The following is a 25,188-nucleotide window of genomic DNA, read 5'->3' as shown; positions in this document are numbered from 1 at the left end:
TCAGGGCCGCCGCGTGTCCCGCCACGCGCCGGCCGCCCCGCCCAGCATCGCGCCCGCCAGCACCGGCCAGGGCTGGCCGAGCCCCAGCCCCTGCGAGACCGCCAGCGCCGCCACCGCCGCGACGCTCCAGGGCAGGATCTCGAGCCGGCCGCGCCAGAGCGGCACCATCAGCGCGATGAGCGTCGCCAGGCTCGCGAAGAAGATCGGATGGCCCGGCGGCAGCGAGATGGCCCCCGCGAAGGCATAGCCCAGGGCGCAGAGGACCACCCAGAAGGCCCAGAAGGTCAGCCCCAGGCCGAGCAGCAGCCCGGCGTCGCGCCCGCCCGAGCGCTGGTCGGCGATGGCGATGGCGAAGCTGTTGTCCACCAGCGTCGCCAGCGTGCCCCAGAGCCGCCAGCCGCGCAGCTTGTCGAGCCAGGGCGCCAGCGCCGCACCCATGGGGGCCAGGCGCAGATTGATGATGAAGCAGGCCAGGGTCGCGGCAAAGATCGGCGCGGGATCGGCCCAGACCTGCAGGGCCACCAGCTGGCTCGTCCCGGCGAAGACCAGCGCCGACATGAGCACCGTCTCCAGGAAGGAGAGCCCCTGCGCGTCCGAGATCACGCCGATGATGAGGCCGAAGGGCACCACGGCCGGGATCATGGGCAGCGCGATCCGCACGCCCCTGCGTACGCCCTGCCGCGTGAAGACGACCCGCGTTCCGCTCATGGCCGCGCGGCCAGGATCTCCTCCGCCTCCTCGCGCGGCAGGCGCAGCGCGCGCCGCGCGACCTCGCCGCCGAAGCCGGCCCGCGCCAGGCTCGCCAGCCATTTCTGGCGAAGGACCGGATCGGGCTCGACGGTCGCAAAGGGGCCCATGCGCCGCTTGCGGCAGAGGATGACGGCGGAGGTCAGCTCATCGGGCACATCCTCCTGGCCGATCGCCTCGCGGGCCGTCTCGCCGGCGACGCCCTTGGCCGCCAGATGCGCCAGCGTGGCCCGCGCCGAGCGCCCTCCGCCCATGAGCCGCCGCGCCCGCGCCTTGGCGAAGACCGCGTCGTCCACCGCGCCGGCCTGCACCAACCGCGCCGCGATGGCCGCCGCGCGGGCATTGCCGGCCGCGACCTCGGCGGCGATCGCCTCGACGTCCTGGCCCTCGGCCTCGGCCTCGCGCGCCCAGCGGCGGATGCGGTTGGCCAGGACGCGGCGCAGCCCGGCCTCGGTGGCAGCATAGCGCGCGAGATGCGCCAGCGCGGCGTTGTGCAGGGAGGCCTCGGTGATCTTGGGCATGGCCCTAGATCACGAAATGCAGCGGCTCCGTCACCGGACGGCGCAGCCCGGCCGCGGCGGCACGCTTCAGCAGGTCCTCGAGGGTGATGCCCTGGAGCTTCTTCTCCACCGCCGCATCGAGCTCGGCCCAGAGCGGCGCCGTCACCAGGGTCGCGAGCTTGCCGGGGGGGGCGTCGGCCGCCTCGTCCTCGGTCACGGCAGCGATGATCTCGGCCAGCCTCACCTCGCGCGGCGCCCGCGCCATGCGATAGCCCCCGCGCGGCCCGCGCACGCTGTCCAGCAGGCCCGAGCGCACCAGCGCCTGGAGGAGGGGCTCGATTCCGCGCCGCGCGGCGTTCAGCCGCTCCGCGATATCGGACGCGCCCGTGACCTCGCCGCCACGCCCAGCGTGGAAAGCGATATCGAGCGCGATGTCGAGCGCGAGCAAGGCACGGTCCCGCCGCAACAGCATGTTTGCGAAATCTCCAGGTGATTCGCGTGAAATCTGGCGCGTCTCGCATAAAATTCCAACCCGCCTCTGGCATCACGGGTCATTTTTCGTGCTACCGGAGGGGATGGACGCCGATTCGCCCGGGGCCGGCCAAGGCCTGCATGCCAGCATTCTCACCACCATCGGCGGAACGCCGACGGTGCTGCTCCCACGCCTCATGGCCGAGGAGAAGTCGCCCGCCCGGCTCGCGCTGAAGCTGGAGTTCTTCAACCCGGGCGGGTCGGTGAAGGACCGCATCGGCCTGGCCATGGTCGAAGCCGCCGAGGCCGCCGGCATCATCGAGCCCGGACGCTCCACCATCATCGAGCCGACCTCGGGCAATACCGGCATCGCGCTGGCGCTGGTCGCGGCCGCCAAGGGCTACCGGCTGATCGTGGTCATGCCCGACGCCGCCTCGATCGAGCGGCGCAAGATGCTGAAATTGCTGGGTGCCGAGCTGGAGCTCACGCCGGGCAAGAAGGGCATGGCCGCCGCCATCGCCCGCGCCGAGGATATCCAGGCCGCGACCCCCGGCGCCTGGATCGCCCGGCAGTTCGACAATCCCGCCAATCCCGACATCCACGCCCGCACCACCGCCGAGGAGATCTGGCGCGACACCGCCGGCGCGGCGGACGTGGTGGTCGGCGGCATCGGCACGGGCGGCACGCTGACGGGCATCGCCCGCGCGCTGAAGCCACGCAAGGCGAGCCTGCGCGTCATCGGCGTCGAGCCCGCCGAATCGGCGGTGCTTAACGGCGACGAGCCGGGGCCGCACCTCATCCAGGGCCTCGGCGCCGGCTTCCGCCCCACCGTGCTGGACCTTGCCAGCCTCGACGGCGTGGAGCGCGTGGCCGAGCGCGACGCCTTCGCCGCGGCGCGGGCCGTGGCCCGGCTGGACGGCGTGCCGGTCGGCATCTCCACCGGCGCGGTGCTCGCCGCCATGATGCGGATCGCCCGGCAGCCGGGGATGGAGGGCAAGCTGATCGTCGGCATCGCCGCCTCCTTCGCCGAGCGCTACCTCTCGACCGAGCTCTTCGAAGGGCTCTGAGCGAGCACCAGCCGGTCCCGGCCCTCGCGCTTCGCCGCGTAGAGAGCCTGGTCGGCCTCGCCCAGTACTGCCTCGAACCCATCGGCGCTCCCACCGATGGCGAGGCCCGCGCTGGCAGTGCAGGCCAGCCCCTCGCTCTCGCGGACCATGGCGGCGAAGCGCGCGCGCACCTCTTCCGCGCGGCGGCGGGCGGCCTCGGGCGTGGAGAGCGGCTGGATGAGCGCGAATTCCTCGCCCCCGATCCGCGCCGCCAGCTCCCCGGCCGCCGATCCATCCCGCAACGCGGCGGCGAAGAGCAGGATCACGCGGTCGCCCCGGGCATGGCCGTGGGTGTCGTTGATGGCCTTGAAGCGATCGATGTCGAAGAGCGTCGCGGCGACGACACCGCCGAGCCGGGCCTCGGCCAGGGCGCGCCGGTTCATGAGCCCGGTGAGCGGATCGGTCAGCGCCGCGAGCCGATGGGTTCGCACCAGACGGATCTGGCTCAGCGACATGGTCATGGCCCCGATCCCCGGAATCGCGGCGACGACCAGGACCATGGAGAGGTCCTCCGCCCAGTTGCTCGGCTGGCCGGGGATCACGAGCTTGCCTTCCAGCAGGACGAGCATCGCGCGCGGCAGGAAGGACAGCCCGACGGCCAAGTACAGCCCGGCGATCGCCATGACGATGCCGGGCGCCTCCTCGCGGGCCCGCCAGTAGTGCAGCGCGGTCATCCCCAGCAGCGCCGCCGAGGCGCAGTAGCCCAGGAAGAAGCCGAGGCCCGTATAGCCGAGCAACAGCGGCGGCACGGTCACGAGGAGGGTCGCGAGGCTCGCGGCGGCAATCGCCCCGGCCGGCGAGGCGCCGGAGCTGAACTGCCGCGCCGTGCCGTGGAGCGTGGCCAGCCCGGTGAGCATGAGGGCGAAGGCCATCGCGTCGAACGGCGGCGCGGGCCGCGCGATGTAGAGGGCGGAAAACCCCACGCCGATCGCGATCAGGACGGCGCCCAGGGCGCAGGTCAGCAGAAACCGGTCGATTCGGGACATCCGCCAGGCCGCGACCAGCACGGCCGACAGCACGGCGGCCGAGAAGCCGACCGCCACCAAAAGGGACGTGAAGTCCAGAACCATGGTCGTTGCTATGCCATAGGATGCGCCCCCGGCCCATCGGCGGCGCGACTGCGGACCGTAGCGAAGCGCCGAGCGGCCTGTTATCCTGCGAATCCCCCCGGCTGCTTCCCTCCCCCCATGAGGTCTGGCCGAAATGGCGCGTGAACTAGCCGAGCCTTCCGATCCCGCCGCCGGGCTGGGGCGACTTGCGTCGCCCGCGGTCAAGGCCGCGATCCGTCGGCGCGCGAATGAGATGGGCGGCCTGCTGCTCGGCTTCCTCGGCCTCGCCTTGCTCGTCGCCATCGGCACCTACAACCCCTCCGACCCCTCGCTCTCCACCGCGACCAGCGGGCATGCCACCAACCTGGCCGGCCCCTTCGGCGCCATCGTCGCCGACATCCTCTGCCAGTCCTGCGGCTGGGCGGCCTATCTGCCGGGCGTCGTGCTGCTGGGCTGGGCGCTGCGCATGGCCACGCATCGCGGCGTGAGCCTGCTGCCGGCGCGCATCGCCGCGCTGCTGCTGGCGACGCCGCTCTTCGCCGCCTGGCTCGCGCTCCTGCCCGGCGCCGAGGGCGGCGCGGCCGGACCGCTGGTGGCCGAGGCGCTGCTCCACGGGCTGGAGGGCCTCTTCGGCCCGCTCGGGCGCTTCTCCACCCAACTCATCACCGGCGGGCTGACGGGCCTGCTGGTCTATATCGCCTTCGGCTTCTCGCCCGGGGAATGGCGCCGCGCGGCGCGCGTCTCGGCCGTGGCCGCCTCGCAGGGCCTGGGCAGCGCGGCCGAATTCGGCGCGAGCAAGCGCCACCACCTCTTCCGCCCCTTCCTCTGGGCCGGTCGCGGGACGAAGAACCTCATCGCCCGCAACCGCATCGAGCCCGCGGCCGACCTCGTGGACGTGCTGCAGGAAGCCGACCGCGTCGCCGCCGAGCCGGTCCGCCCGCCGCTCCGGCGCGAGCCGGAGATGCGCCCCGCGCCGCGCAGCCAGCCCCGCGTCGCCGTGCCCCCCAAGCCCAAGCCGCCCGCCGCCGCGCAGCCCTCGCTGGACCTGCCCGCCGAGGGCTGGCGCCTGCCTTCGATCGACCTGCTGGCCCCCACCCCGCCGCGCGTCGCCGGCGGACCGAGCGCGGAGGCGCTGCAGGCCAATGCCCGCATGCTGGAGCAGGTGCTCAACGACTACGGCGTGAACGGCGCCATCACCGAGATCCGCCCCGGCCCCGTCGTCACGCTCTACGAGCTGGAGCCGGCGCCGGGCACCAAGTCCTCGCGCGTCATCGGCCTCGCCGACGACATCGCGCGCAGCATGAGCGTGATCTCGGTCCGCATCGCCACCGTTCCGGGCCGCAGCGTGATGGGCATCGAGATGCCCAATATCCGGCGCGAGACGGTCTATCTGCGCGAGATGCTGGCCTCGGACGAATACCAGCGCAGCAACGCCTCGCTGCCGCTCATCCTGGGCAAGGACATCGGCGGCACGCCCATCATCGCCGACCTCGCGCGCATGCCGCATCTGCTGATCGCGGGCACCACGGGCTCGGGCAAGTCGGTGGGGATCAACACGATGATCCTCTCGCTGCTCTACAAGCACAGCCCGTCGGAATGCCGCTTCATCATGATCGACCCCAAGATGCTGGAGCTGTCGGTCTATGACCGCATCCCGCATCTGCTGGCCCCCGTCGTCACCGAGCCGCCCAAGGCCATCGGCGCACTGAAATGGACCGTGCGCGAGATGGAGCGCCGCTATCGCTCCATGAGCCAGATCGGCGTGCGCAACATCGCCGGCTACAACGAGAAGGTCACCGCGGCGCTCGCCCGGGGCGAGCTGCTGACGCGCCGCGTGCAGACCGGCTTCGACCCCGAGACGAACAAGCCCGTCTTCGAGGACCAGTCGCTCACCCTGCAGAAGCTGCCCATGATCGTCGTCGTCATCGACGAGATGGCGGACCTCATGATCGTCGCCGGCAAGGAGATCGAGGCCGCGGTTCAGCGCCTCGCCCAGATGGCGCGCGCGGCCGGCATCCACGTCATCATGGCGACGCAGCGGCCTTCGGTGGACGTCATCACCGGCACCATCAAGGCGAACTTCCCCACCCGCATCTCCTTCCAGGTGACGAGCAAGATCGACAGCCGCACCATCCTGGGCGAGCAGGGCGCCGAGCAGCTGCTGGGCCAGGGCGACCTGCTCTTCCTCCCCGGCGGCGGGCGCATGACCCGCGTGCACGGCCCCTTCGTGAAGGACAGCGAGGTCGAGGAGATCACGAACTGGCTGCGCGAGCAGGGCGAGCCGGATTACGTGGAAGAGGTCACCGAGGTGGACGAGGAGGCGGAATCCGGCATGTCCGGCATCGCGGCCGCCTCGGATGCGGACAAGTCGCTCTTCGACCAGGCGGTGGATGTCGTCACCCGCGAGGGCAAGGCCAGCACCAGCTTCATCCAGCGCCACCTCAACATCGGCTATAACCGCGCCGCCAAGCTCATCGAGCAGATGGAGAAGGAGGGAATCGTCAGCCCCGCCAACCATGTCGGCAAGCGCGAGATCCTGGCGCGACGGCAGACGGAGGACTGAGGACGGAGCCGTGCCGGCTCCCGTCGCCGGCCGATGCCTCTGCGGCGCGGCGATGGGGCCATGTGGATTCGAATTTAGCCAATTGCGCAGGTCCGGCCGCGCCCCTGCGCAAATAGGGCTTGCGCGACGCCCCGTCGCCTCGCGAGGCTGGGCCAAAGAACGGGATGAGGATTGACGCCACAGCCCCAACGCGCTGTCACACGTCCCCGATTGAATTGCGTTCGGAACAGACTGACCGTTTCCGAGGAGTTTCAGGATGTGTGCGATCTGCGCGAAGGCCGGCAAATGGCGCCGGGCCGTTTCCGCGCCCCAGGATGACGGCGGAACCTCGGCCGAGCCCCCCCGCTCGGCCGCCGGCACGCCCGACGAGGCCCTGCGGCTGCTCATGGAGGGCAATGCCCGCTATGTCGCCAACGAGCCCCTGGAGCGCGACTACTCGGCCGGAAGGCCTAGCCGCGCCCTGGGCCAGGCCCCCTTCGCGGCCGTCGTCGGCTGCTCGGATTCCCGCGTCCTGACCGAGATGGTCTTCGACCGGGGGCCGGGCGACATCTTCATCGTGCGCGTCGCCGGCAATTTCGTGACCCAGAAGGGGCTGGGCTCGCTGGAGTTCGGTGTGGCCATGCTGGGCGCCAAGGTCATCATGGTGTTGGGCCATACGAGCTGCGGCGCGGTGGACGCCACGGTGCGCTCGCTCCAGACGGGCGAGATCTATCCGGGCCATATCGACGAGCTGGTGCAAAGCATGGCGCCAGGCATACAGCCGGTCCTGTCCGAGCCGGGCGAGGATCTGATCCGCCGGGCGACGGTCGCCAATGTCCGCTACAATGTGGAGCTGCTGCGCAATTCCCCGCCGATCATGGCGGGAATGGTCGAGCGCGGCGAGCTGCGCGTCGAGGGCGGCGTCTACGACCTCGTCACCGGCCGGGTGGAACTGCTGGAGATTTGACGCGACGGGGGCTTGGTCTAGCCTCCGGCGTATAACCCTCCGGAGGAAGACACCCATGGCCCTGACCGTTCAGAAGATGCTCGCCGAAGCGGAGGCCGCCGTGCCCCGCATCACCGTCGACGAGGCCAAGGCGCTGGTGGGCCGCGCGGATGTCGTCTTCCTCGACGTGCGCGAGCCAGCCGAGGTTGCGGCCTCCGGCAAGGTTCCCGGCGCCGTCGCCATCCCCCGTGGCCTGGTGGAATTCCGCGTCGACCCGGCCTCGCCCGCGCATGACAAGAACTTCGACCAGAGCAAGACGGTCGTGGCCTATTGCGCCTCGGGCGGACGTTCGGCCCTGGTGCTGAAGACGCTCAAGGACATGGGCTACGACAAGGTCCGCAACCTCGGCACCTTCAAGAGCTGGGCCGAGGCGGGCGGCGAGATCGAGAAGGTCTGACCTCTCAGAGCTGGGACTCGACGGGCAGCCAGCGCACCAGCCAGGCCAGGCAACGACGCCTCAGCGTCGCGCCCGGCTCGGCCTGCCGGCTGCCCTCCCAGCTCAGCTTGCCCTTCACCAGAGCAAGCTTCCAGCTGCGGGAAGGCGCGGCCAGGCGATGGAACTGCCGGCGCACCATCCGCGCCAGCGCCGCATGCTTCACCAGCACGCCCATCTCCGTGTTCAGCGCGACCGAGCGCGGGTCGAGATTGAAGGAGCCGACGAGCACCGGCCCGTCATCCACCAGCACCGCCTTGGTGTGCAGGCTCGCCCCGCGCGAGCCGAAGACGCCGGCCCTGGGCTCGCCCACGGCCTTCAGCTCATGGATCTCCACGCCCTCGGCCAGCAGCCGCTCGCGATAGCGCGCATAGCCGCCATGGACCGCGACCACATCGGTCGCCTCCAGCGAATTGGTGACGACGCTGACGCGCACGCCGCGCCGGCGCAGCGCGATGAGCTCCTCCGTCCCCGCCTCGCCAGGCACGAAATAGGGGGAGACGAGCAGGGCCTCGCGCTGCGCGAAGAGCAGCAGGTCATGCACGATCGGGGCGATCACGCTCGCCTCGCGGCCGCGCACCTTCTCCGGCGGATCGGCGAGGATGCGGATGGCATCGTTGCCGATCTCGATCCCCACCGGGGCGCCCGTCGCGCAGGCGGCGTCGAGCAATTCCCTCGCCTCGGGCGTCTGTGCCGTCGCCTCCAGCTTGCGGCGCAGCTTCTTGAGCGCCGATTTGCGCGTGCGCATCCGCGGCAGGCGGCGCAGCTGACGGGCCAGCGGGCTGCGCCAATAGGATTCGAAGAGCGCGGTGGCCTCCTGCGCCGCCGGCCCCCGCACCAGGACGTCGAGGTCGCGAAAATTGAAATCGGCCGGGGCGTCGAAATAGCGGTCGCCGATATTGCGCCCGCCGCAGATCACCGTCCCGCCATCGGCGATCCAGGCCTTGTTGTGCATGCGCCGGTTGAGATGCCAGCTGCCGAAGGCGAATTCCAGCATCAGCCCGAACCAGCCCCAGCGCCCCCATTTCGAGGTGTTGAACCAGCGCAGCGCGATGCGCGGATGGCCGCTCAGCGAGGCGATGTCGCGCTCCCGCCCGATGCCGTAGAGATCATCGATCAGGATGCGGACGCGCACGCCGCGATCGGCGGCCATCAGCGCCTCGCGCGCCATCAGCCGGCCCGTCACGTCGCCGTGCCAGAGGTAGTATTGCAGATCGAGCGTGCGCTCCGCCGCCCGCGCGGAGGCGACGCGCGCGGCAAAGGCCGCGTCGCCATCGGCGAGAAGCGCGACCCGGCTCGTCGCTCCCGGCGGATGCGATCCCTCAGGCGGCCACGGCGCGGAGCGCGCCACGGCCTCGACCCCGGCTTCGTCGGACATATGCGGCATCAGCGAAAGGTGTGACGAACCATCGGCCTGTGCAATGTCTCGCTTCCTCCCGTCATTCTGGTTCCAGGCCAACGGCGCAGGGGCGATGCGGTTTCCCCCAACATGCCAATTGCGGGAACGACGCCTTCCACGGGCGCAATCGGCACCTATATCTCGGCCATGACCCTGCTCTCCGTGCTCGACCTCTCCCCCGTCCCCGAAGGCAGCAGCGCCGGCGACGCGCTCCGTCACTCGGCCGATCTGGCCCATCACGTGGAGGCGCTGGGGTTCCACCGCTTCTGGATGGCCGAGCACCACAACATGCCCGGCATCGCGAGCGCGGCGACGGCCGTGGCCCTGGCCCATGTGGCGACGAACACCTCGACCATCCGGCTCGGCGCGGGCGGCATCATGCTGCCGAACCATGCGCCGCTGATCATCGCGGAGCAGTTCGGCACGCTGGCGGCGCTGCATCCGGGCCGGATCGACCTGGGCCTCGGCCGCGCGCCGGGCACCGACCAGAACACCATGCGCGCCCTGCGCCGCAACCTCGGCACCGGGCCGGACGAGTTCCCGCAGGACGTCATGGAGCTGATGGAGTACTTCAAGCCGGCCGCGCCCGGCCAGGCCATCCAGGCCGTGCCCGGCGCCGGGCTCGATATCGACTTCTGGATTCTCGGCTCCAGCACCTATGGCGCGCAGCTCGCGGCCATGATGGGGCTGCCCTATGCCTTCGCCTCGCATTTCGCGCCCGCCCAGATGATGGAGGCGGCCGAGATCTACCGTGCGCGCTTCAAGCCGGTCGGGCGGCTGCAGAAGCCCTATCTGATGCTGGGCTGCGGCGTCTTCGCGGCGGACACGGATGCGCAGGCGCGGCTGCTCTTCTCCTCGCAGCAGCAGGCCTTCGTGAACCTGCGCACCGGCCGCCCCGGCAAGCTGCCCCGGCCGCTGGAAGGCTATGCGGATTCACTCGATTCCTATGCGCAGCGCGTGCTGCAGAGCACGCTCTCCTGCTCCTTCGTCGGCTCTCGCGAAACGGTGCGCCGCGAGCTCGGGGAGTTCATCGAGCGCACGGGCGCGGACGAGCTGATGGTGACCGCGCAAATCCACGATCCCGAGGCACGCAAGCGCTCCTTCACGATCCTGTCGGAGGTGCATGAGGAGATGCGGGCCGTGCCCGCGCAGTAGCGCGGCGAGGCCAAGCCGCCGGAGGCCGCGCCCGGCGTCTGAGGGCGCTAAAAATAATGCGGCACCACGCGGCTGTTGTCGCGCAGGATCGCCTGCTGGCTCTCGCGGATGATGATGCCGGCCGCCTCCGCTCCCACGATCCAGGAGCCGATCAGCGCCTTCCAGCCGTCGCGCTCCGGCAGCGTCGCCATCGCCTGGGTGACGAAGCGCGCGGCCTCGCCGCCATAGGGCCCGTCGGTCGTGGCCAGGGTGATCCCGCTCTGGATCATCGCGATATTCGCGCCCTCGCGCCCCAGGCACGGCTTGTGCACATGCGGCCCCTCCAGCGCCACGCGGCCCGGCACCGTTTCCAGCAGGTTCGGATGACCGGGGAAGAGCCGCCAGAGCACGGCCATGATCATCTTGTCCGACAGCACGGCCTTCCACGGCGGCTCCAGCACGCCGCAGGAATCCGCGGCGAGATTCGGGCCGAAGGCGTCGCGCTCCACCCATTCCCAGGGGTAGAGCTTGTGCAGGAAATGGATGCGCGCATTGGCCTCGTCCATGAACTGCACGCCGTTCCAGCCGATGCGATGCAGGTCGATCGGCACGGTGCGGATGCCGGCCTGTTCGGCGAGGTCGCGGTAATAGGTCGCATGCGCCCATTCCTCCGCGCTGTCCTCGAAGGCGGCGAAGTGGATGGGCTTTCCCTGCACGCGCGGCGCGAGCTCGCCAAAGGCGGCCAGGAGCTTCTCGTGCAGGGAGTTGAACTGGTCGGCCCCGGGATGCGTGTCCTGCAACCAGAACCACTGCGCCACGCCGGTCTCGATGGCCAGAGTGGGCGTGTCGGCGTTGTATTCGAGCATCTTCACCACGCCAGCGCGGTCGTCCAAGGCGAGGTCGAATCGCCCCATCAGTGTGGGGTCGCCGCGCTTCCAGGAGCGGCGCAGATAATGCGCCATCCACTCCGGAAGACCGAAGAGCTCCTGGAGTTGCGCGGGCTCGCGATTCACCAGGAAATCCACGGCGTCGAGGCAGCGCGCATGCAGCTCCACCGTCGCATCGTCCAGCAGATCCACCTCGGCGGAGGTGAGGCGCCAATGCGAGGCCTCGTGCCACCACAGCCCACCCTCCATGCCCGACTGCGGCTCGGCGCCATTGGAGTGATAGGTGAGCCCGACCTCCTCGAGCTTGGCCTGCCAGTCCGGGCGCGGCGGGGTCTCGAAGCGTTCCATCAGCCGCCGCCGCTATAGCCGCGCGCCGAGGCCCCGAAGCCGCCGCGCGCGATCGAGGGGGTGCCCGCCCGCCCCATCGCGCTGCTGCCCGAGCCGGTGGAGATGGTCCGCGCCATGTCGGAGGACGGGGTGAAGGCCGTGGAACTCCCGCGCGCGACGGCGCCGCCCGTGGTGCCGGCATAGCTGCCGCCGGAGTAGTAGAACCGCCCCCCGCTCGACGAGGACGAGGAGCCGCGCGGCGTGCAACCCGGCGTCTGCACGCCTGGCGCGCACTCGCCGGGCGGGCGGCCGGCATAAAGCGGCGTCGTCACGCGGCCCGCGCCGTTGTCCATCATCCGCCCGATCATCACGCCGGCGAGGAGCGGCATCGCGACCGACCCGGTGCCCGAGCCCAGCAAGGGCTTGTCGGACGGACGATTGGCCGGGGTGGTTTCGCAGTCGCCGCCGGTCGCCTCGCGGCATTGCTCCACCGTCGCGTAATGCGGGGCCGAGGCCAGATGCTGCTGCTGCGCCTGGAGCCAGGTCTGCTCGCATTCCGCCTGCGCCCCCGCGCCATAGCGCGCGACGCAGGAGGCGACGTCGGTGACGACGAAATCGGTGGTGTCCACATCGTCCCCGCAGGCCTGCAAGGCGACGGCGGAAGCGGCGAGAAGCGTCAGACGGACAGTGTGCGAACGGCGCATTCGTACCCTCCTCAGAAGGCCATGGTGGCGGCGTTGAGCACGCCCGCCGCCAGGGATGTGGATGCGAGCATGATCCCCGAGGAGAGCTGCCCCTCCTCCATCCGGCGCGGGAGGTCGGCGCCCAGCAGCTTCTCGGCGACATAGAAGGCGACCACCTGCACGACGAGACCGACGATGCCCCAGACCAGCAGGTCGATCCGGCTGACCGCATGCAGCATCACCGAGGCGACGACGAGCGAATAGCCGAGAATGGCGCCCGAGAAGCTGACGGCGGCGGCGTTGTTGCCCGCGCGGATCAGCCGGAGCTCGGCCCAGGGCGTCACGCGGATGTAGATCGCGGCGAAGGCCGCCAGCAGGGCCGCGCAGACCGGGAACCAGGTCAGGAAGGCTGGCAGTGTGGCAAGGTAGTTGGTCATATTCCCTCCCGGAATCATGCCCAGTGCAGCATTTTTCCGGGAGGTAACGCTATGGCCATTCAGCCGTCACGCGACAGGCGCGACAGAAAGTCCCCGCACCTGGTGCTCCTGGATGAAGCCGGCGACGAGGCCGGAGCGCTTGGCCTCCTCCACGAAGTCGCGCAGGAAGGCCTCGGCGGCGGGGTTGCCGCGCAGCGTGCCGACGGCCTGCTGCACCGCCATGAAGTTGCCGTCCAGGATGCGCGCGCCGGGGTAGAATTCCGCATCGGTCAGCAAACGCGGACGCAGCCCGGCGAGGACCTCCAGCTTCTGCTCGCCGAACATCTGCATGGTGGCGTCGAGGCCCTGGCCGCGGATCAGCGTGGCCTGCTTGATGTTGCGCTCCAGCCAGAGGTCATAGGCCGCCCGCGCCGAGACGGCGATGCGAATGCCCGGGCGGTCCACCTCGGCGATGGCCGTGATGGGCGAGCCGGCGGGCACCAGATAGGTGCATTCGATCTCGGCATAGGCATTGGTGAAGGCGATCTTCTCCGCGCGCTGCGGCTCGGCGCCGATGTTCACGATGTCCCAGGCATTGGTGCCCGCCGCATCGCCGGCGAGGCCGGGATTGGCGAAGGTGACGTATCGCACCGGCACGCCCAGCCGGTCGGCGATGGCCTTGCCCATGCTCGGCGAGACGCCCGTCGGCCCGCCATCGGCACTGCGGCCGTTCACCAGCAGGAAGTTGGACATGTTGACGCCCACGCGAAGCACGCCCGTGGGCGCGAGCTGGGCGATGATTTCCGGTGTGACGTTCATGGCGGTTCTCCCGTTTCGCGGGGAGCCTAGCAGGCCTGCGGATTGCGGGTAGAGCCGCGCGCGATGAGCGTCCCGCGCAGGGTCACCGCCTCGTCGGGGATGGTGGCGTCGGCGATGCGGCCCACCAGCCAGTCGAGCCCGCGGCGCACCATGGCGGGCAGCGGCTGCTCGAAGGTGGTGATGTCGTAGGCCGGGCGCGCGCCCTCGGGGATGCTGTCGAAGCCGGCGACGGAGATGTCGTCCGGCACGCGCAGGCCGTTCAGGCGCAGCGCGTCGATCACGCCCATGGCGATGATGTCGCTGACGGCGAAGACGCAGTCGGGCCGCGCCGCCGCCGGCATGGCGGCGACCCTCAGCCCCGCCTCGAAGCCGCCCTCATAGATCGACCGGCCGTCGAGGCGGTCCAGCACCCGCGCGCCGTCCCGGCAAAACACCTCGGTAAAGCCCCGGTCGCGATCGATGCCGTTGGAGCTCGCGCCGCCGGTATGGACGATGATGGCGCGACGATGCCCGCCGGCCAGCAGGTGCTCGGCCATGCGCCGCCCGCCATCGGCATTGTCGCAGGAAACGGCGCTGGCATGCAGGCGCGGCACGCGGTTGATCATCACCACCGGCACGGCGTTGGCCGCGCAGATCTCCGCCGCGCGCGAGGACATGTCGGCCGAGCTGATGAGGCAGCCATCGACCTGGTATTGCAGCAGCGCCTCGGCGGTACGGTCCTCGATGGGGCCGGCGCCGGCATGCAGGATCAGGAAGCGCAGCCCGCGCGCGGCGGCCTGGCTGACCACCTCCTCCAGCAGCATCGCATAGAAGGGATTGGTGCGCGGCCCGAGCACGAGGCCGAGCAGGCCGCTCTTGCCCGAGGACAGCGTGCGCGCCAGCGCATTGGGCATATAGCCCGCCTCCTGCGCGAGGGAGGCGATGCGCAGCCGCGTGGCCTTCGAAATACGCGCATCGCCCTTCAGCGCGCGCGACACGGTGGACGCCGAGACGCCGGCCAGGCGCGAGAGGGTGACGATCGTCGCGCGGGACCGGCTGGGCGGATGATCCATGATCCCTCCGGGCTATCACGCGAGCGGGGCTCTGCGCAAAGCTTCGCATCAAAGTAAGGCATTTCGGTCTCACTTCGTTGATTTCACCCGCCAAAAACCACCGGTTAAAATTGCGCAAACGTTGGCACAATTCGTCTGGACGAAATCCGCCAAGGGACCTAGCCTCCGGGGAAAATCGACCAATCGAGGAAATAATCCGAATGAGTGACACGCCGCGCCAGATGGCCATGGTGGGCTTCATGCAGGCCCAGAACTGCTCCATCGCCCCCGGATCCTGGCGCCATCCGTCCAACGCGCTCGACTTCCTGACGCCCGACTACTTCCAGCGCATCGGCCGCGTGCTCGAGGACGGCAAGTTCCACCTCGCCTTCTTCGACGACCGTCTCGCCATGCCCGACATCTTCGGCCACGACCATCGCGAGGCGGTGGAGAACGGCATCCGCGTGGTGAAGATGGACCCCATCTCCATCCTCACCGCCATCGGCTGCGCGACGAAGCATCTGGGCCTCGGCGCCACCTATTCCACGACCTATTACGAGCCCTTCCACGTCGCGCGCCTCTTTGCGACGCTGGATCTGATGACGCAGGGCCGCGCGGCGTGGAACATCGTCACCTCGCTCAACGATTCCGAGGCCGCGAATTTCGGCCGCGTCGAGCATCTGGCCCATGACCAGCGCTACGACCGCGCCGATGAATTCGTCGAGGTCGTCATGGGCCATTGGGACAGCTGGGAGGAAGGCGCGATCATCGCCGACAAGGCGAGCGGGCGCTTCGCCGACGGCAATCGCGTCCACGCGCTGAAGCACAAGGGCACTTATTTCCAGTCGCAGGGCCCGCTCTCGGTGCCGCGCTCGCCGCAGGGCCATCCGGTGCTCATCCAGGCCGGGCAAAGCGGCCGCGGACGCAAGTTCGCCGGGCGCTGGGGCGAGCTGATTTTCGTGATCTATCCGAATATCGAGACCGGCCGGAAGCAATATGCCGAACTCAAGCAGGCCGTCGCCGATGAGGGCCGTGATCCGGACAAGGTCTTCGTCGCCCCCGCCTGCTACGTCTGCGTGGGCGAGACGCGCGCCATCGCCGAGGCGAAGCGCGAGGCCGTGCTGGCGCTGTCCAAGCCGATCGACGCCATGGTGCTGCTCTCCGAGGTCACGAATTTCGACTTCGCCAGCAAGCAGCTCGACGACGTCTTCACCGACGAGGAGCTGAAAAAGATCTCCTGGACCGGCTTCAAGGACCGTGTGGTGCAGCTCAGCGGCAAGCCCAATCCGACCGTGCGCGACTTCGTGCATTTCTCCGGCCGCGGCACCATCCGCGAATTCCCGAATTTCGTCGGCACGCCGTCCGACGTCGCGGACCAGATGGAGGAATGGTTCACCACCCGCGCCTGCGACGGCTTCGTGCTCGTCGCCACGCACACGCCCGGCGCCTTCGAGGATTTTTCGCGATTTGTCGTGCCGGAGCTGCAGCGGCGCGGGCTGTACCACCAGGACTACACCGGCTCCACGCTGCGCGAGAATCTCGGCCTGGTGCGTCCGAACGCGCGCGACTGGCGTCGCTGATCAAACGGAGGAAACATCCATGAACGAACAAGCGCCAATGCGCGCCGTCACCCGTAGAGCTACCCTGGGCGGGGCGCTCGCCTTGCCCGCCATCGCGGCTTCCGCGCAGGACGTGTGGCCCTCGCGCACCGTCCGCATCATCGTGCCCTATGCGCCCGGCGGCGGCACCGACGTCACCACGCGCGCCATCGCCGAGCAGCTCACCGCACGCTTTGGCCGGAGCTTCGTGGTGGAAAACCGCGCGGGCGCCAATGGCATCGTCGGCACCGAGGCCGTGGCCCGCAGTGCGCCGGACGGCTACACCCTCGGCGCCCAGACCGCGACGCATATCATGGCGCGACAGATGGGCCCCCTGCCCTATGATCCGGTGACGGATTTCACCATGATCTCCCTCACCGCGCGCTATCCGCTGGTGATGATGGCCAGCGCGCGGGCGCCCTTCCACGACGTCCCCAGCATGCTCGCCGCCGCGCGCGCCACGGCCGGCGGCCTGCCGCAGGGCACGTCGGATGCGCAGTCCTCCTTCGCCGCGGCGCTCTTCTCCCGCCGCACGGGTATCGAGTTCAATGAGGTGCCCTATCGCGGCAGCGGTGCCTATCTGGCCGACCTCACGGGCGGTCACCTCCCCATCGCCTGGGGCAGCCCGGCGACGGCGGCGGCGATCGTGGCCTCCGGCGCGGTGAAGCTGCTGGCCGTCACCTCGCCCACGCGCTCGCCCCACCTGCCCAATGTGCCGACGCTGCGCGAACTGGGCGTGGCGGAGGCGGATTTCGTCGGCTGGTTCGCGATGCTGGCACCGGCGCATCTGCCCGCCTCGATCGGCGTGCCCCTGAACGCGGCCATCAGCGAGATCATCGCGACCCCCACCATGCAGGCCCGCTACGCGACGCTCGGCAACGAATTCTCCCCGCTCGACCTCGAGCAGCTCCAGGCGCTCATGCGCTCGGACGACGAACGCTGGACGCAGGCGACGCGCGACGGCTTGATCAGGCGCACCCCATGAACGAAATCCGCATGCTCTCCACGAGCGGCATCCTGGGCTATGGCTATGCCGAGGAATCGCTGCGCATCGGCATGGCGCGCGAGCCGCATGCCATCGGCGCGGATGGCGGCAGCACCGATCCGGGGCCGCATTACCTCGGCGCGGGAACGTCCTTCTGCTCGCGCCTCTCGGTGAAGCGCGACCTGAAGCTAATGATCCTCGCCGCGATGGCGGCGAAGATCCCCTGCATCGTCGGCACCGCCGGCGGCGCGGGCGGCGAGCCACATCTGCAGGACACGGCGGCCCTGGTGCGCGAGATCGCGCGCGAGGAAAAGCTCAACTTCCGCATGGCGCTGATCCATGCCGAACCCGATCGGGACATGCTCGTCGAGGCGGTCGGCGCCGGGCGCGTGAAGGCGCTGGCCAAGCTCGCCCCGCTCGATGCCGCGACCATCCGCCGCGCCGAGCGCATCGTGGCGATGATGGGCCCCGAGCCCATCGCCCGCGCGCTCGACTGCGGCGCGCAGGTGATCCTCTGCGGGCGCAGCAGCGATCCCGCGCAATGGGCGGCCGTGGCGCTGCGCGCGGGCATTCCGCCCGCCGTCTCCTGGTATGCGGGCAAGATGCTGGAATGCGGCGCGGAACCCGCCGTGCCGAAAGAGCCGGACTGCCTGCTCGTCACCCTGCGCGACGATCACCTGATCTGCGAGCCGCCCAATCCGATCCGCCGCTGCACGCCGCTCTCCGTCGCCAATTTCGCGCTGCACGAGAATGCGAGCCCGATCCATCACATCGAGCCGGGCGGCCTGCTGGATACCTCCGATGTCGTCTTCGATCCCGTCTCGGATCGGGCCGTGAAGGTCAGCGGCATGCGCTGGACCCCGAAGCCCTATACCGTGAAGCTGGAGGGCGTGGAGCGTTCCGGCTATCGCGCCATCACCATCTGCGGCACGCGCGATCCCGTGCTGATCGGCCAGATCGACGATTATCTCGAGGTCCATCGCGAGAAGGTCATCGCCAAGGCCGCGGCCTTCGGCGTCGTACCCTCCAGCTACAGGATGGGGCTGCGCGTCTATGGCAAGGACGGCGTGATGGCCTCCTGGGAACGCCACAACGCGCCGCCGCCGCACGAGCTCGCCTTCATCGTCGAGGTGCTGGCCGACAGCCAGGACATCGCCAATGCGGTGCTCGCCATGGCCCGCACCTCGCTGCTGCATGCGGACTTCCCGGGGCGCTTGTGCAAGGAGGGCAACATGGCCTTCCCCTTCTCGCCCTCGGACATCGAGCTCGGGCCGCTCTACAGCTTCAGCGTCTTCCACACGCTGGCGCTGGAGGATCCGTGCAGCATCTTCCCCATCGAATACGAGAGCGTCTGACATGGCCCGCATCCGCGACATCGCGCAGGTCTGCAAGAGCAAGAATGCCGGCCCTTTCTACGTCACCATCGACGTTCTCTTCGAGGACGCGGCGCTCTACCGCCGGGTGAAGGCGACGGGGGTGCTGAATGCGGCGCTCTTCGCGCAGCTCTACGGCGTGGACGAAGCGGACGTGCTCTTCACGCCCTATGACACCGCCTCGGCCTTCAAGGCGACGCTGCCGCGGCGTGTTCCCGCCGGCGCTTTCGGCGATACGGATGTCTATGGCGCGCAGCAGCACGCGCCGCTGCTGGACGTGGACATCCCGCTGAACGCTTAGCGCAGATTCACCTTCGCCAGATCCACCAGCTGCGCCGCCCGGCCGTCCATCACGGCCTTCAACGCGAAAAGCCCGAAATCGCGCGCCTGGGCGAAGGTGGTCTTCGGTGGCAGGGCCAGCTCCTGCCGGGCGCTGACCACGTCCACCAAGGCCGGTCCGGGATGCGCGAAGGCCGCCGCCAGCGCGTCGCGCAGCCCGTCCGGCCGCTCGACGCGCAGGCCCTTGATGCCCATCGCATTGGCCATGGCCGCGAAGTCGGGATTCTTCAACTCGCAGCCGACGTCGAGGAAGCCGCTCGCCTTCATCTCCATCTCCACGAAACCCAGCGTGCCGTTGTTCAGCACCACCACCTTGATGGGCAGGCCCATCTGGGTGAGCGTGATGAAGTCGCCCATCATCATGGTGAAGCCGCCATCGCCGGAGAGCGACACCACCTGGCGTGACGGAAAGGCGGCCTGCGCGCCGATGGCCTGCAGCATCGCATTGGCCATGGAGCCGTGGTTGAACGAGCCCAGCAGCCGCCGCTTCCCATTCATCGTCAGGTAGCGCGCCGCCCAGACGACGGGTGTGCCGACATCGCAGGTGAAGATGGCATCCTCCGTCGCCAGCTCGCTGACCAGGCGCGTGACGAGCTGCGGATGGATGACGTCGCTGCTGCGATCCGTCTCGGCGAGATCGTCGAGCTCCTTGCGCGCCTTGGCGTAATGCGCGAGCGACCTGTCGAGATGCGCGCGGTCCGTTTTGACGGCCAGGGCCGGCAGCAGCGCCCGCAGGGTCTCGCGCACGCCGCCCAGAACGCCGAGTTCCAGCGGGCAGCGATTGCCGAGCGATTCCGGCGCGATGTCGATCTGCACGATCCGCGCATCGGCGGGATAGAATTGCCGATAGGGAAAATTGGTGCCCAGCAGCACCAGCGTGTCGCAGGCCATCATCGCGGCATAGCCGGAGGCGAAGCCGATCAGCCCCGTCATCCCGACGTCATAGGGGTTATTGTATTCCACATGCTCCTTGCCACGCAGCGCGTGGACGATGGGCGCCTTCAGCGTCTCGGCCAGGGCCAGGATCTCGGCATGCGCGCCCGCGCAGCCCGCGCCGCAGAGCATCGTGACCTTGCCCGAATCATTCAGGATCTGCGCGAGCTTGGCGAGCTCTCCGGCGGGCGGAACCACGACGGGCGGAAGGGGAGCGATCCAGGCCGGCGGGGTCGCATCCAGGGGCTTCAACGCCACGTCGCCGGGAATGACGACGACGGCGACGCCCCTGCGCGCGATCGCCGCGCGCATCGCCCGCGCGAGGATCTGCGGCAGTTGCGCGGGGTTGGAGACGAGCTCCACGTAGTGGCTGCATTCGCGGAACAGCGCCTCGGGATGCGTCGCCTGGAAATAGTCGATGCCGATCTCGCTGCTCGGGATATGCGCGGCGATGGCGAGAACCGGCGCGCCGCTGCGATGGCAGTCGAAGAGCCCGTTGATGAGGTGCAGATTGCCCGGCCCGCAGCTGCCCGCGCAGACCGCGATCTGGCCCGTCAGCTGCGCCTCGGCCCCTGCCGCGAAGGCCGCCGCCTCCTCGTTGCGCGTGTGCACCCAGTCGATGGCGCCGCGGGCCCGCAGCGCTTCGGTGAAGCCGTTCAGGGAGTCGCCGACGACGCCGTAGATGCGCTTCACGCCCGCCTTCTCCAGCGTCGCGGCAAGGTAGTGGGCTGCGGTCTCGGCCATGGCGTCCTCGTCGGTTCGGTGTCGCTCGCAGGTTAACGCCCGAGACGGCGGGAGGATCGAAAAAAAGGCGGCGCCCTCGCGGACGCCGCCCTTCCCGGATCACCGGCCTGAACGCCCTCAGTGCGAGGTCGCATGCTCCTGCGCGACCGGCTCGGGCGCCTTCTTCTTCTTCCTCCCGAGGCCGGACGCCCATTGCGCAACCACGTAGAAGACGGGCGTGAAGATCAGGCCAAAGATCGTCACGCCCAGCATGCCGTAGAACACCGCTGTGCCCAGACTCTGGCGCATCTCCGCGCCCGCGCCCGTCGCCACCGTCAGCGGCAGCACGCCGAGGATGAAGGCCAGCGAGGTCATCAGGATCGGGCGCAGGCGAGTCCGCGCGGCATCTGCCGCCGCCTCCCAGCGCGTCGCGCCCTCATGCTCCCGCGCCCGGGCGAATTCCACGATCAGGATCGCGTTCTTCGCCGCGAGGCCGACGAGCACCACCAGGCCCACCTGCACCAGCACGTTGTTGTCGAGGCCCGCATGATGCACGCCCAGCAGCGCCGCCAGCACCGACATCGGCGCGATCAGCACCACCGCCAGCGGCAGCAGCCAGCTCTCATACATCGCCGCCAGCACGAGGAAGACGAAGACCACCGCGAGGCCGAAGGCGATGGGCGCGGTATTGCCCTGCGTCGTCTCCTGCAATGCGATCTCGGTCCATTCGAAGCCGAAGCCCTCGGGCAGCGTCTGGCGCATCACCTGCTCCATCGCCGCGATGGCCTGGCCCGTGGAAGTGCCCGGCAGGGCCACGCCCTGCACCTCCGCCGCGGGGAAGAGGTTGTAGCGCGGCACGCGATAGGGGCCCGCCGTCTCGTGGAAGGTCGCGACGCTGCCCAGCGGCACCATCGCGCCCGAATCGGTCCGCGCCCGGAGTGCGGCGATGTCGTCCACGGACATGCGGTGCTGCTGGTCGGCCTGGGCCGTGACGCGCCAGGTGCGTCCCAGCAGGTTGAAGTCGTTCACGAAGGCCGAGCCCATGTAGATGCTCATCGCCTCATGGATGCGCGAGACGGGCAGGCCGATCATCTCCGCGCGCGGCCGGTCGATCTCCGCGCGGATCTGCGGGGTGGAGGTGTTGAACAGGCTGAAGGCGAAGGCGATGCCCGGCGTCTGGAAGGCGGCGCCGACCACCTGCTGCGTGACGCGCTCCAGCTCCTGCGGGCCACGGCCCGCGCGGTCCTGGATCATCAGCTTGAACCCACCGCCCGTGCCGATGCCGGGCACCGGCGGGGGCGGGATCACCAGCACCATCGCGGCATCCTCGCCGGCCACGCGCTGCTGGATCTCGGCCAGGATGGAATTGGCCGTGACGCCCAGATGCGCGCGCTCCTCGAAGGACCTCAGCCCGGCGAAGACCACGCCGGTGTTCGGCGCATTGGTGAAGGTCGCGCCGTCCAGGCCCACGAAGGCGATGGAATTGGCGACGCCAGGCACCCCGGCGATGGCGTCCGAGGCGCGGCGGATCACCTCATCCGTGCGGCTGAGGCTGGAACCCGGCGGCAGCTGGAAGGCGGCGATGAGATAGCCGCGATCCAGCGGCGGGATCAGGCCGGTCGGCGTCACCAGCACCTGCCGCGCGGTCGCGCCCAGCAGGCCGGCATAGAGGACCAGCAGGATCACCGGCAGGCGCACCAACTTCCGCGTCAGCCCGCCATAGCCGAAGGAGAGCTTGTCGAAGAACCAGTTGAAGCCGCGGAAGAACAGCGTGATCGGCAGGAACAGCTTGTTCGGCTTGCCGTGACCATGCGGCTTCAGCAGGATCGCGGCCAGCGCCGGCGAGAGCGTCAGCGACACGATGGCCGAGATGATCGTGGCCACCGAGATCGTCACCGCGAACTGCCGGTAGAAGGCGCCCGAAATGCCGTTGATGAAGGTCGTCGGGATGAAGACCGCGACCAGCACCAGCGCGATGGCGATGAGGGCGAAGCCCACCTCATCCATCGTCTTGCGCGCGGCTTCCAGCGGCGAGAGCCCCAGCGCCATGTGCCGCTCGGCGTTCTCCACCACCACGATGGCGTCGTCGACCACGATGCCGATGGCCAGAATCAGACCGAACATGGTGAGCGAGTTGAGCGTGAAGCCCAGCGCGAGCAGGATGGCGAAGGTGCCGATGATGGAGACGGGAATGGCGATGAGCGGGATCACCGCCGCGCGCCAGTTCTGCAGGAAGACGATCACCACGAGCACGACCAGCACGATCGCCTCGATGAAGGTGTGGATCACCGCCTCCATGCTCTGCGCGATGAAGCGCGTCGGGTCGTAGACGATGTCGTAGGCGATGCCGCTCGGGAAGGAGCGCGCGGCCTCCTCCATCGTGGCGCGAATGGCCGCCGCGGTGGCGAGCGCGTTGCTGCCCGGCCGCTGGAACACGCCGATGCCGACCGCCACCTGGTTATCGAGCAGCGCGTTGATGGTGTAGTCGTTCGCGCCGATTTCGGTGTGCGCGACGTCGCGTAGCCGGATGGGCGCGCCGCCCGCACCGGTGCCGATGACCTGTTCGTCGAACTGCTCGGGCGTGGAGAGGCGGCCCTGGGCCTGCAGCGCGATCTCGAAGGCGCCGGCGGCATTGGCGCGCGGCGCCTGGCCGATGGCGCCGGCCGCGACCTGCACATTGGCCCGTTGCAGGGCCGCGACCACATCGCCCGCCGACAATCCACGGGCCGCGACGCGATCGGGATCCAGCCAGACGCGCATCGCATAGTCGCGCGCGCCGAAGACCTGGGCATCGCCCACGCCCTCGAGCCGCGCGAGGCGATCCTTGATCGTCAGCGTCGCGTAATTCGACACGAATTCGGGGCTGCGGCTGCCGTCGGGCGAGAGCATGTGCACGACCATGAGGAAGTCCGGCGAGGCCTTCTTCACCGTCACGCCCAGGCGTCGCACATCCTCCGGCAGCCGGGGCTCGGCGATGGCGACGCGGTTCTGCACGAGCACCTGCGCCTGGTCGACGTCCACGCCCTGGCGGAAGACGACGCTAATGGCCACGCGCCCGTCGCCCGTCGATTGCGAGGAGAGGTACAGCATCCCGTCGACGCCGTTGATCTCCTGCTCGATCGGGCCCGCGACGGTGGAGGCGATCGTCTCGGCCGAGGCGCCGGGATAGATCGCCGTCACCTGCACGGTGGGCGGCGCGATCTCGGGAAATTCACCGATCGGCAGACGCGTCGCGGCGATGGCGCCGATCAGCGTGATCGCGATGGAAACCACGGCCGCGAAGACCGGCCGGTCGATGAAGAAGCGAGCGAGACGCATGGTCTTGGTCCTTGGACGCCGGTCCCCGCGTCACGCGCTCAGGCGTGCAGCGGATGGCTTGGATTTCGCGCCTGTACGGACGCGGCGTTGTTGATCGAAATCTGCTCTAGTCGGCCGAGGCCAGGGGCGCCGGCCCGATTCTGCCGGCCTGGGCCGTCACCGCAGCGCCGGGGCGCGCGCGATGCAGGCCGCCGATGATCACGCGGTCCTGCGCGGTCAGGCCGGAGCGCACGACGCGCAGCCCGTCCACGAGCTGGCCGAGCTGCACCGGCTTGGGCGTGACCGTGCCCTGCTCGTTCACCGTCAGCACCATGCGCCCGCCCTGTTCGGCGAGGACGGCGGAATCGGGGATGAGCAGCGAGGCGCTGTCGCCCACGAAGAGGCGCAGCCGCGCGAAGCTGCCCGGCGTGAGCAGGAAGTCGGCGTTCTGGACGATGGCGCGGCCGCGGATGGTGCCGCTGCGCGCATCGAAGACGCTGTCCACGAAGTCGAGCTGGCCGCGATGCGAATAATCCGTCTCGTCCAGCAGGCGCAGCTGGACGGGCGTGCCCTCCTGCGCGCCGCCCGGCCGCATCCCGCCGCCCGCCGCGCGGGCATAGCGCAGATACTGCGCCTCGCTCGCGTCGAAGATCGCATAGACCTGGTCGAGCGCGACCAGGGTGGTCATCAGCGTCGTGCCCTGCTGGACGAGATTGCCGGCATCCACGCGGCGGTCGCTGACGCGGCCGGCGCGCGGGGCGCGGATCTGCGAGAATTCGAGGTCGAGCTCGGCCTGGCGCAGCGCGGCGCGGCTGGCGGCGACGCCGGCCTGGGCCTCGCGCAGCGCGCTGCGGCGGTTGTCCATATCGGCTTCGGAGGAGAAGCGCTGCGCGACGAGCGGCGCGTAGCGGTTCACCTGCTGCTCGGCCACGGTCACGCGCGCCTCGTTGCGGGAGACCTCGGCGCGGGCGCTCGCAACCGCGATCTGGAAGGGACGTTGGTCGAGCGTGAAGAGCAGATCGCCAGCGCTGACCGGGGCGCCGTCCTGGAAATGCACCTCCGTCACCTGGCCCGACACGCGCGGGCGGATCTCGACGCGGGCCAGGGGCTCGATGCGGGCCGTGTGCTCGTCCCATTGCTGGACGGAGCGCGAGAGCGGGGGGTGGCGACCGTCACGGGCGGAGGCGGCGGCGCGCCCTGGGCGAAGACGGGCTCGGTGGTGGCGACGCTGGCCAGCAAGGCGAGCGCGGCCGCACCTTGGGCCGCGCGCCCCGTCCCCGCCGACAACGTCTTGGAAAGCCAGGAGAACCAAGGGGTCTCGGCCGCAATTTCCGCCTGGGCCGCGTCAAGGGCCTTGCTTTGATGGATCGACATAGCCATTCTCCGAGGA

22 protein-coding genes are annotated in these 25,188 nt (G+C 69.8%); 9 read left to right on the top strand and 13 right to left on the bottom strand.

Translation table 11 applies throughout. The features are described 5' to 3' along the window. The 3 genes from ACO057_RS09410 to ACO057_RS09400 are packed head-to-tail and all read right to left on the bottom strand — an operon-like array spanning nt 1 to nt 1,719. Complete coding sequence (locus tag ACO057_RS09410; RefSeq protein WP_421990951.1) at nt 1-708, bottom strand: AzlC family ABC transporter permease; 708 nt, start codon at nt 706-708, stop codon at nt 1-3. Then, complete coding sequence (locus ACO057_RS09405; protein WP_421990949.1) at nt 705-1,268, bottom strand: regulatory protein RecX; 564 nt, start codon at nt 1,266-1,268, stop codon at nt 705-707. Before ACO057_RS09405 ends, ACO057_RS09410 begins: the two co-directional genes overlap by 4 nt. Nucleotides 1,269-1,272: 4 nt before the next feature. Then, entirely contained in the window at nt 1,273-1,719 is a 447-nt protein-coding gene (locus tag ACO057_RS09400) for an RrF2 family transcriptional regulator (protein WP_421990947.1), read from the bottom strand. Nucleotides 1,720-1,822: 103 nt separating this feature from the next. Between ACO057_RS09400 and cysK the strand changes: the two genes are divergently transcribed. Beyond that, entirely contained in the window at nt 1,823-2,785 is a 963-nt protein-coding gene (gene cysK, locus ACO057_RS09395; protein ID WP_421990945.1) for a cysteine synthase A, read from the top strand. Here the strand turns inward: cysK and ACO057_RS09390 are convergent. Continuing rightward, complete coding sequence (locus ACO057_RS09390) at nt 2,752-3,894, bottom strand: diguanylate cyclase domain-containing protein (protein ID WP_421990943.1); 1,143 nt, start codon at nt 3,892-3,894, stop codon at nt 2,752-2,754. The two genes, cysK and ACO057_RS09390, sit on opposite strands and share 34 nt — an antisense overlap. A 133-nt stretch (nt 3,895-4,027) precedes the next feature. Between ACO057_RS09390 and ACO057_RS09385 the strand changes: the two genes are divergently transcribed. From ACO057_RS09385 to ACO057_RS09375, 3 genes are all read left to right on the top strand, one after another. Continuing rightward, on the top strand, nt 4,028-6,436 hold the full coding sequence (locus tag ACO057_RS09385) for a DNA translocase FtsK (RefSeq protein WP_421990941.1): 2,409 nt from the start codon (nt 4,028-4,030) through the stop codon (nt 6,434-6,436). A 256-nt stretch (nt 6,437-6,692) separates the two neighbouring features. Then, nucleotides 6,693-7,382 (top strand): carbonic anhydrase, encoded by a 690-nt coding sequence (locus ACO057_RS09380; RefSeq protein WP_421990939.1) that lies wholly within the window; start codon nt 6,693-6,695, stop codon nt 7,380-7,382. A gap of 55 nt (nt 7,383-7,437) precedes the next feature. Then, nucleotides 7,438-7,818: a rhodanese-like domain-containing protein gene (locus ACO057_RS09375; RefSeq protein WP_421990937.1), complete on the top strand. Its 381-nt coding sequence runs from the start codon at nt 7,438-7,440 to the stop codon at nt 7,816-7,818. A 4-nt stretch (nt 7,819-7,822) separates the two neighbouring features. On the opposite strand, the gene ACO057_RS09370 is transcribed toward ACO057_RS09375, so the two are convergent. Continuing rightward, nucleotides 7,823-9,232 carry a phospholipase D family protein gene (locus tag ACO057_RS09370; RefSeq protein WP_421990935.1) on the bottom strand — a complete coding sequence of 470 codons (1,410 nt, stop codon included), beginning with the start codon at nt 9,230-9,232 and terminating at the stop codon, nt 7,823-7,825. 168 nt (nt 9,233-9,400) lie between these two features. Here ACO057_RS09370 and ACO057_RS09365 point away from each other — a divergent pair, with 168 nt between their 5' ends. Beyond that, entirely contained in the window at nt 9,401-10,408 is a 1,008-nt protein-coding gene (locus ACO057_RS09365) for an LLM class flavin-dependent oxidoreductase (RefSeq protein WP_421990933.1), read from the top strand. A gap of 47 nt (nt 10,409-10,455) precedes the next feature. On the opposite strand, the gene ACO057_RS09360 is transcribed toward ACO057_RS09365, so the two are convergent. The 5 genes from ACO057_RS09360 to ACO057_RS09340 all read right to left on the bottom strand — a co-directional run bounded on the left by ACO057_RS09360 (nt 10,456) and on the right by ACO057_RS09340 (nt 14,571). Then, nucleotides 10,456-11,622 (bottom strand): glutathionylspermidine synthase family protein, encoded by a 1,167-nt coding sequence (locus tag ACO057_RS09360; RefSeq protein WP_421990931.1) that lies wholly within the window; start codon nt 11,620-11,622, stop codon nt 10,456-10,458. Beyond that, the gene (locus tag ACO057_RS09355; protein WP_421990929.1) at nt 11,622-12,305 is read right to left on the bottom strand and encodes a DUF1190 domain-containing protein; all 684 of its coding nucleotides are present in this window, start codon (nt 12,303-12,305) and stop codon (nt 11,622-11,624) included. The genes ACO057_RS09360 and ACO057_RS09355 overlap by 1 nt, the downstream gene beginning before the upstream one ends. A gap of 11 nt (nt 12,306-12,316) precedes the next feature. Continuing rightward, nucleotides 12,317-12,721 carry a DUF350 domain-containing protein gene (locus ACO057_RS09350; RefSeq protein WP_421990927.1) on the bottom strand — a complete coding sequence of 135 codons (405 nt, stop codon included), beginning with the start codon at nt 12,719-12,721 and terminating at the stop codon, nt 12,317-12,319. A 66-nt stretch (nt 12,722-12,787) separates the two neighbouring features. After that, on the bottom strand, nt 12,788-13,519 hold the full coding sequence (locus tag ACO057_RS09345) for an ABC transporter substrate-binding protein (RefSeq protein WP_421990925.1): 732 nt from the start codon (nt 13,517-13,519) through the stop codon (nt 12,788-12,790). Nucleotides 13,520-13,545: 26 nt separating this feature from the next. Next, entirely contained in the window at nt 13,546-14,571 is a 1,026-nt protein-coding gene (locus ACO057_RS09340) for a LacI family DNA-binding transcriptional regulator (protein ID WP_421990923.1), read from the bottom strand. A 200-nt stretch (nt 14,572-14,771) separates the two neighbouring features. On the opposite strand from ACO057_RS09340, the gene ACO057_RS09335 reads away from it, so the two are divergent. From ACO057_RS09335 to ACO057_RS09320, 4 genes are read left to right on the top strand one after another with little or no spacing between them, the layout of a single operon-like run. Then, the gene (locus ACO057_RS09335) at nt 14,772-16,130 is read left to right on the top strand and encodes an LLM class flavin-dependent oxidoreductase (protein WP_421990921.1); all 1,359 of its coding nucleotides are present in this window, start codon (nt 14,772-14,774) and stop codon (nt 16,128-16,130) included. Nucleotides 16,131-16,149: 19 nt separating this feature from the next. Next, nucleotides 16,150-17,133 carry a Bug family tripartite tricarboxylate transporter substrate binding protein gene (locus tag ACO057_RS09330; RefSeq protein WP_421990919.1) on the top strand — a complete coding sequence of 328 codons (984 nt, stop codon included), beginning with the start codon at nt 16,150-16,152 and terminating at the stop codon, nt 17,131-17,133. Next, on the top strand, nt 17,130-18,488 hold the full coding sequence (locus ACO057_RS09325) for an acyclic terpene utilization AtuA family protein (RefSeq protein WP_421990917.1): 1,359 nt from the start codon (nt 17,130-17,132) through the stop codon (nt 18,486-18,488). The genes ACO057_RS09330 and ACO057_RS09325 overlap by 4 nt, the downstream gene beginning before the upstream one ends. Before the next feature lies 1 nt (nt 18,489). Next, nucleotides 18,490-18,807, top strand: coding sequence for a DUF4387 domain-containing protein (locus ACO057_RS09320; protein ID WP_421990915.1), 318 nt, complete (start codon nt 18,490-18,492; stop codon nt 18,805-18,807). On the opposite strand, the gene poxB is transcribed toward ACO057_RS09320, so the two are convergent. From poxB to ACO057_RS09305, 3 genes are all read right to left on the bottom strand, one after another. Next, complete coding sequence (poxB, locus tag ACO057_RS09315; protein WP_421990913.1) at nt 18,804-20,522, bottom strand: ubiquinone-dependent pyruvate dehydrogenase; 1,719 nt, start codon at nt 20,520-20,522, stop codon at nt 18,804-18,806. The genes ACO057_RS09320 and poxB overlap by 4 nt on opposite strands. 117 nt (nt 20,523-20,639) lie before the next feature. Beyond that, on the bottom strand, nt 20,640-23,819 hold the full coding sequence (locus tag ACO057_RS09310; protein ID WP_421990911.1) for an efflux RND transporter permease subunit: 3,180 nt from the start codon (nt 23,817-23,819) through the stop codon (nt 20,640-20,642). 106 nt (nt 23,820-23,925) lie between these two features. Further along, the gene (locus tag ACO057_RS09305) at nt 23,926-25,110 is read right to left on the bottom strand and encodes an efflux RND transporter periplasmic adaptor subunit (RefSeq protein ID WP_421990908.1); all 1,185 of its coding nucleotides are present in this window, start codon (nt 25,108-25,110) and stop codon (nt 23,926-23,928) included. Between the last annotated feature and the right edge of the window lie 78 nt (nt 25,111-25,188).

Origin of the sequence: Roseococcus sp., assembly GCF_965227005.1 — a bacterium.
In the GTDB taxonomy this organism is placed as follows: Bacteria; Pseudomonadota; Alphaproteobacteria; order Acetobacterales; family Acetobacteraceae; genus Roseococcus.
This window is presented reverse-complemented; position numbering and strand designations above follow the sequence as displayed.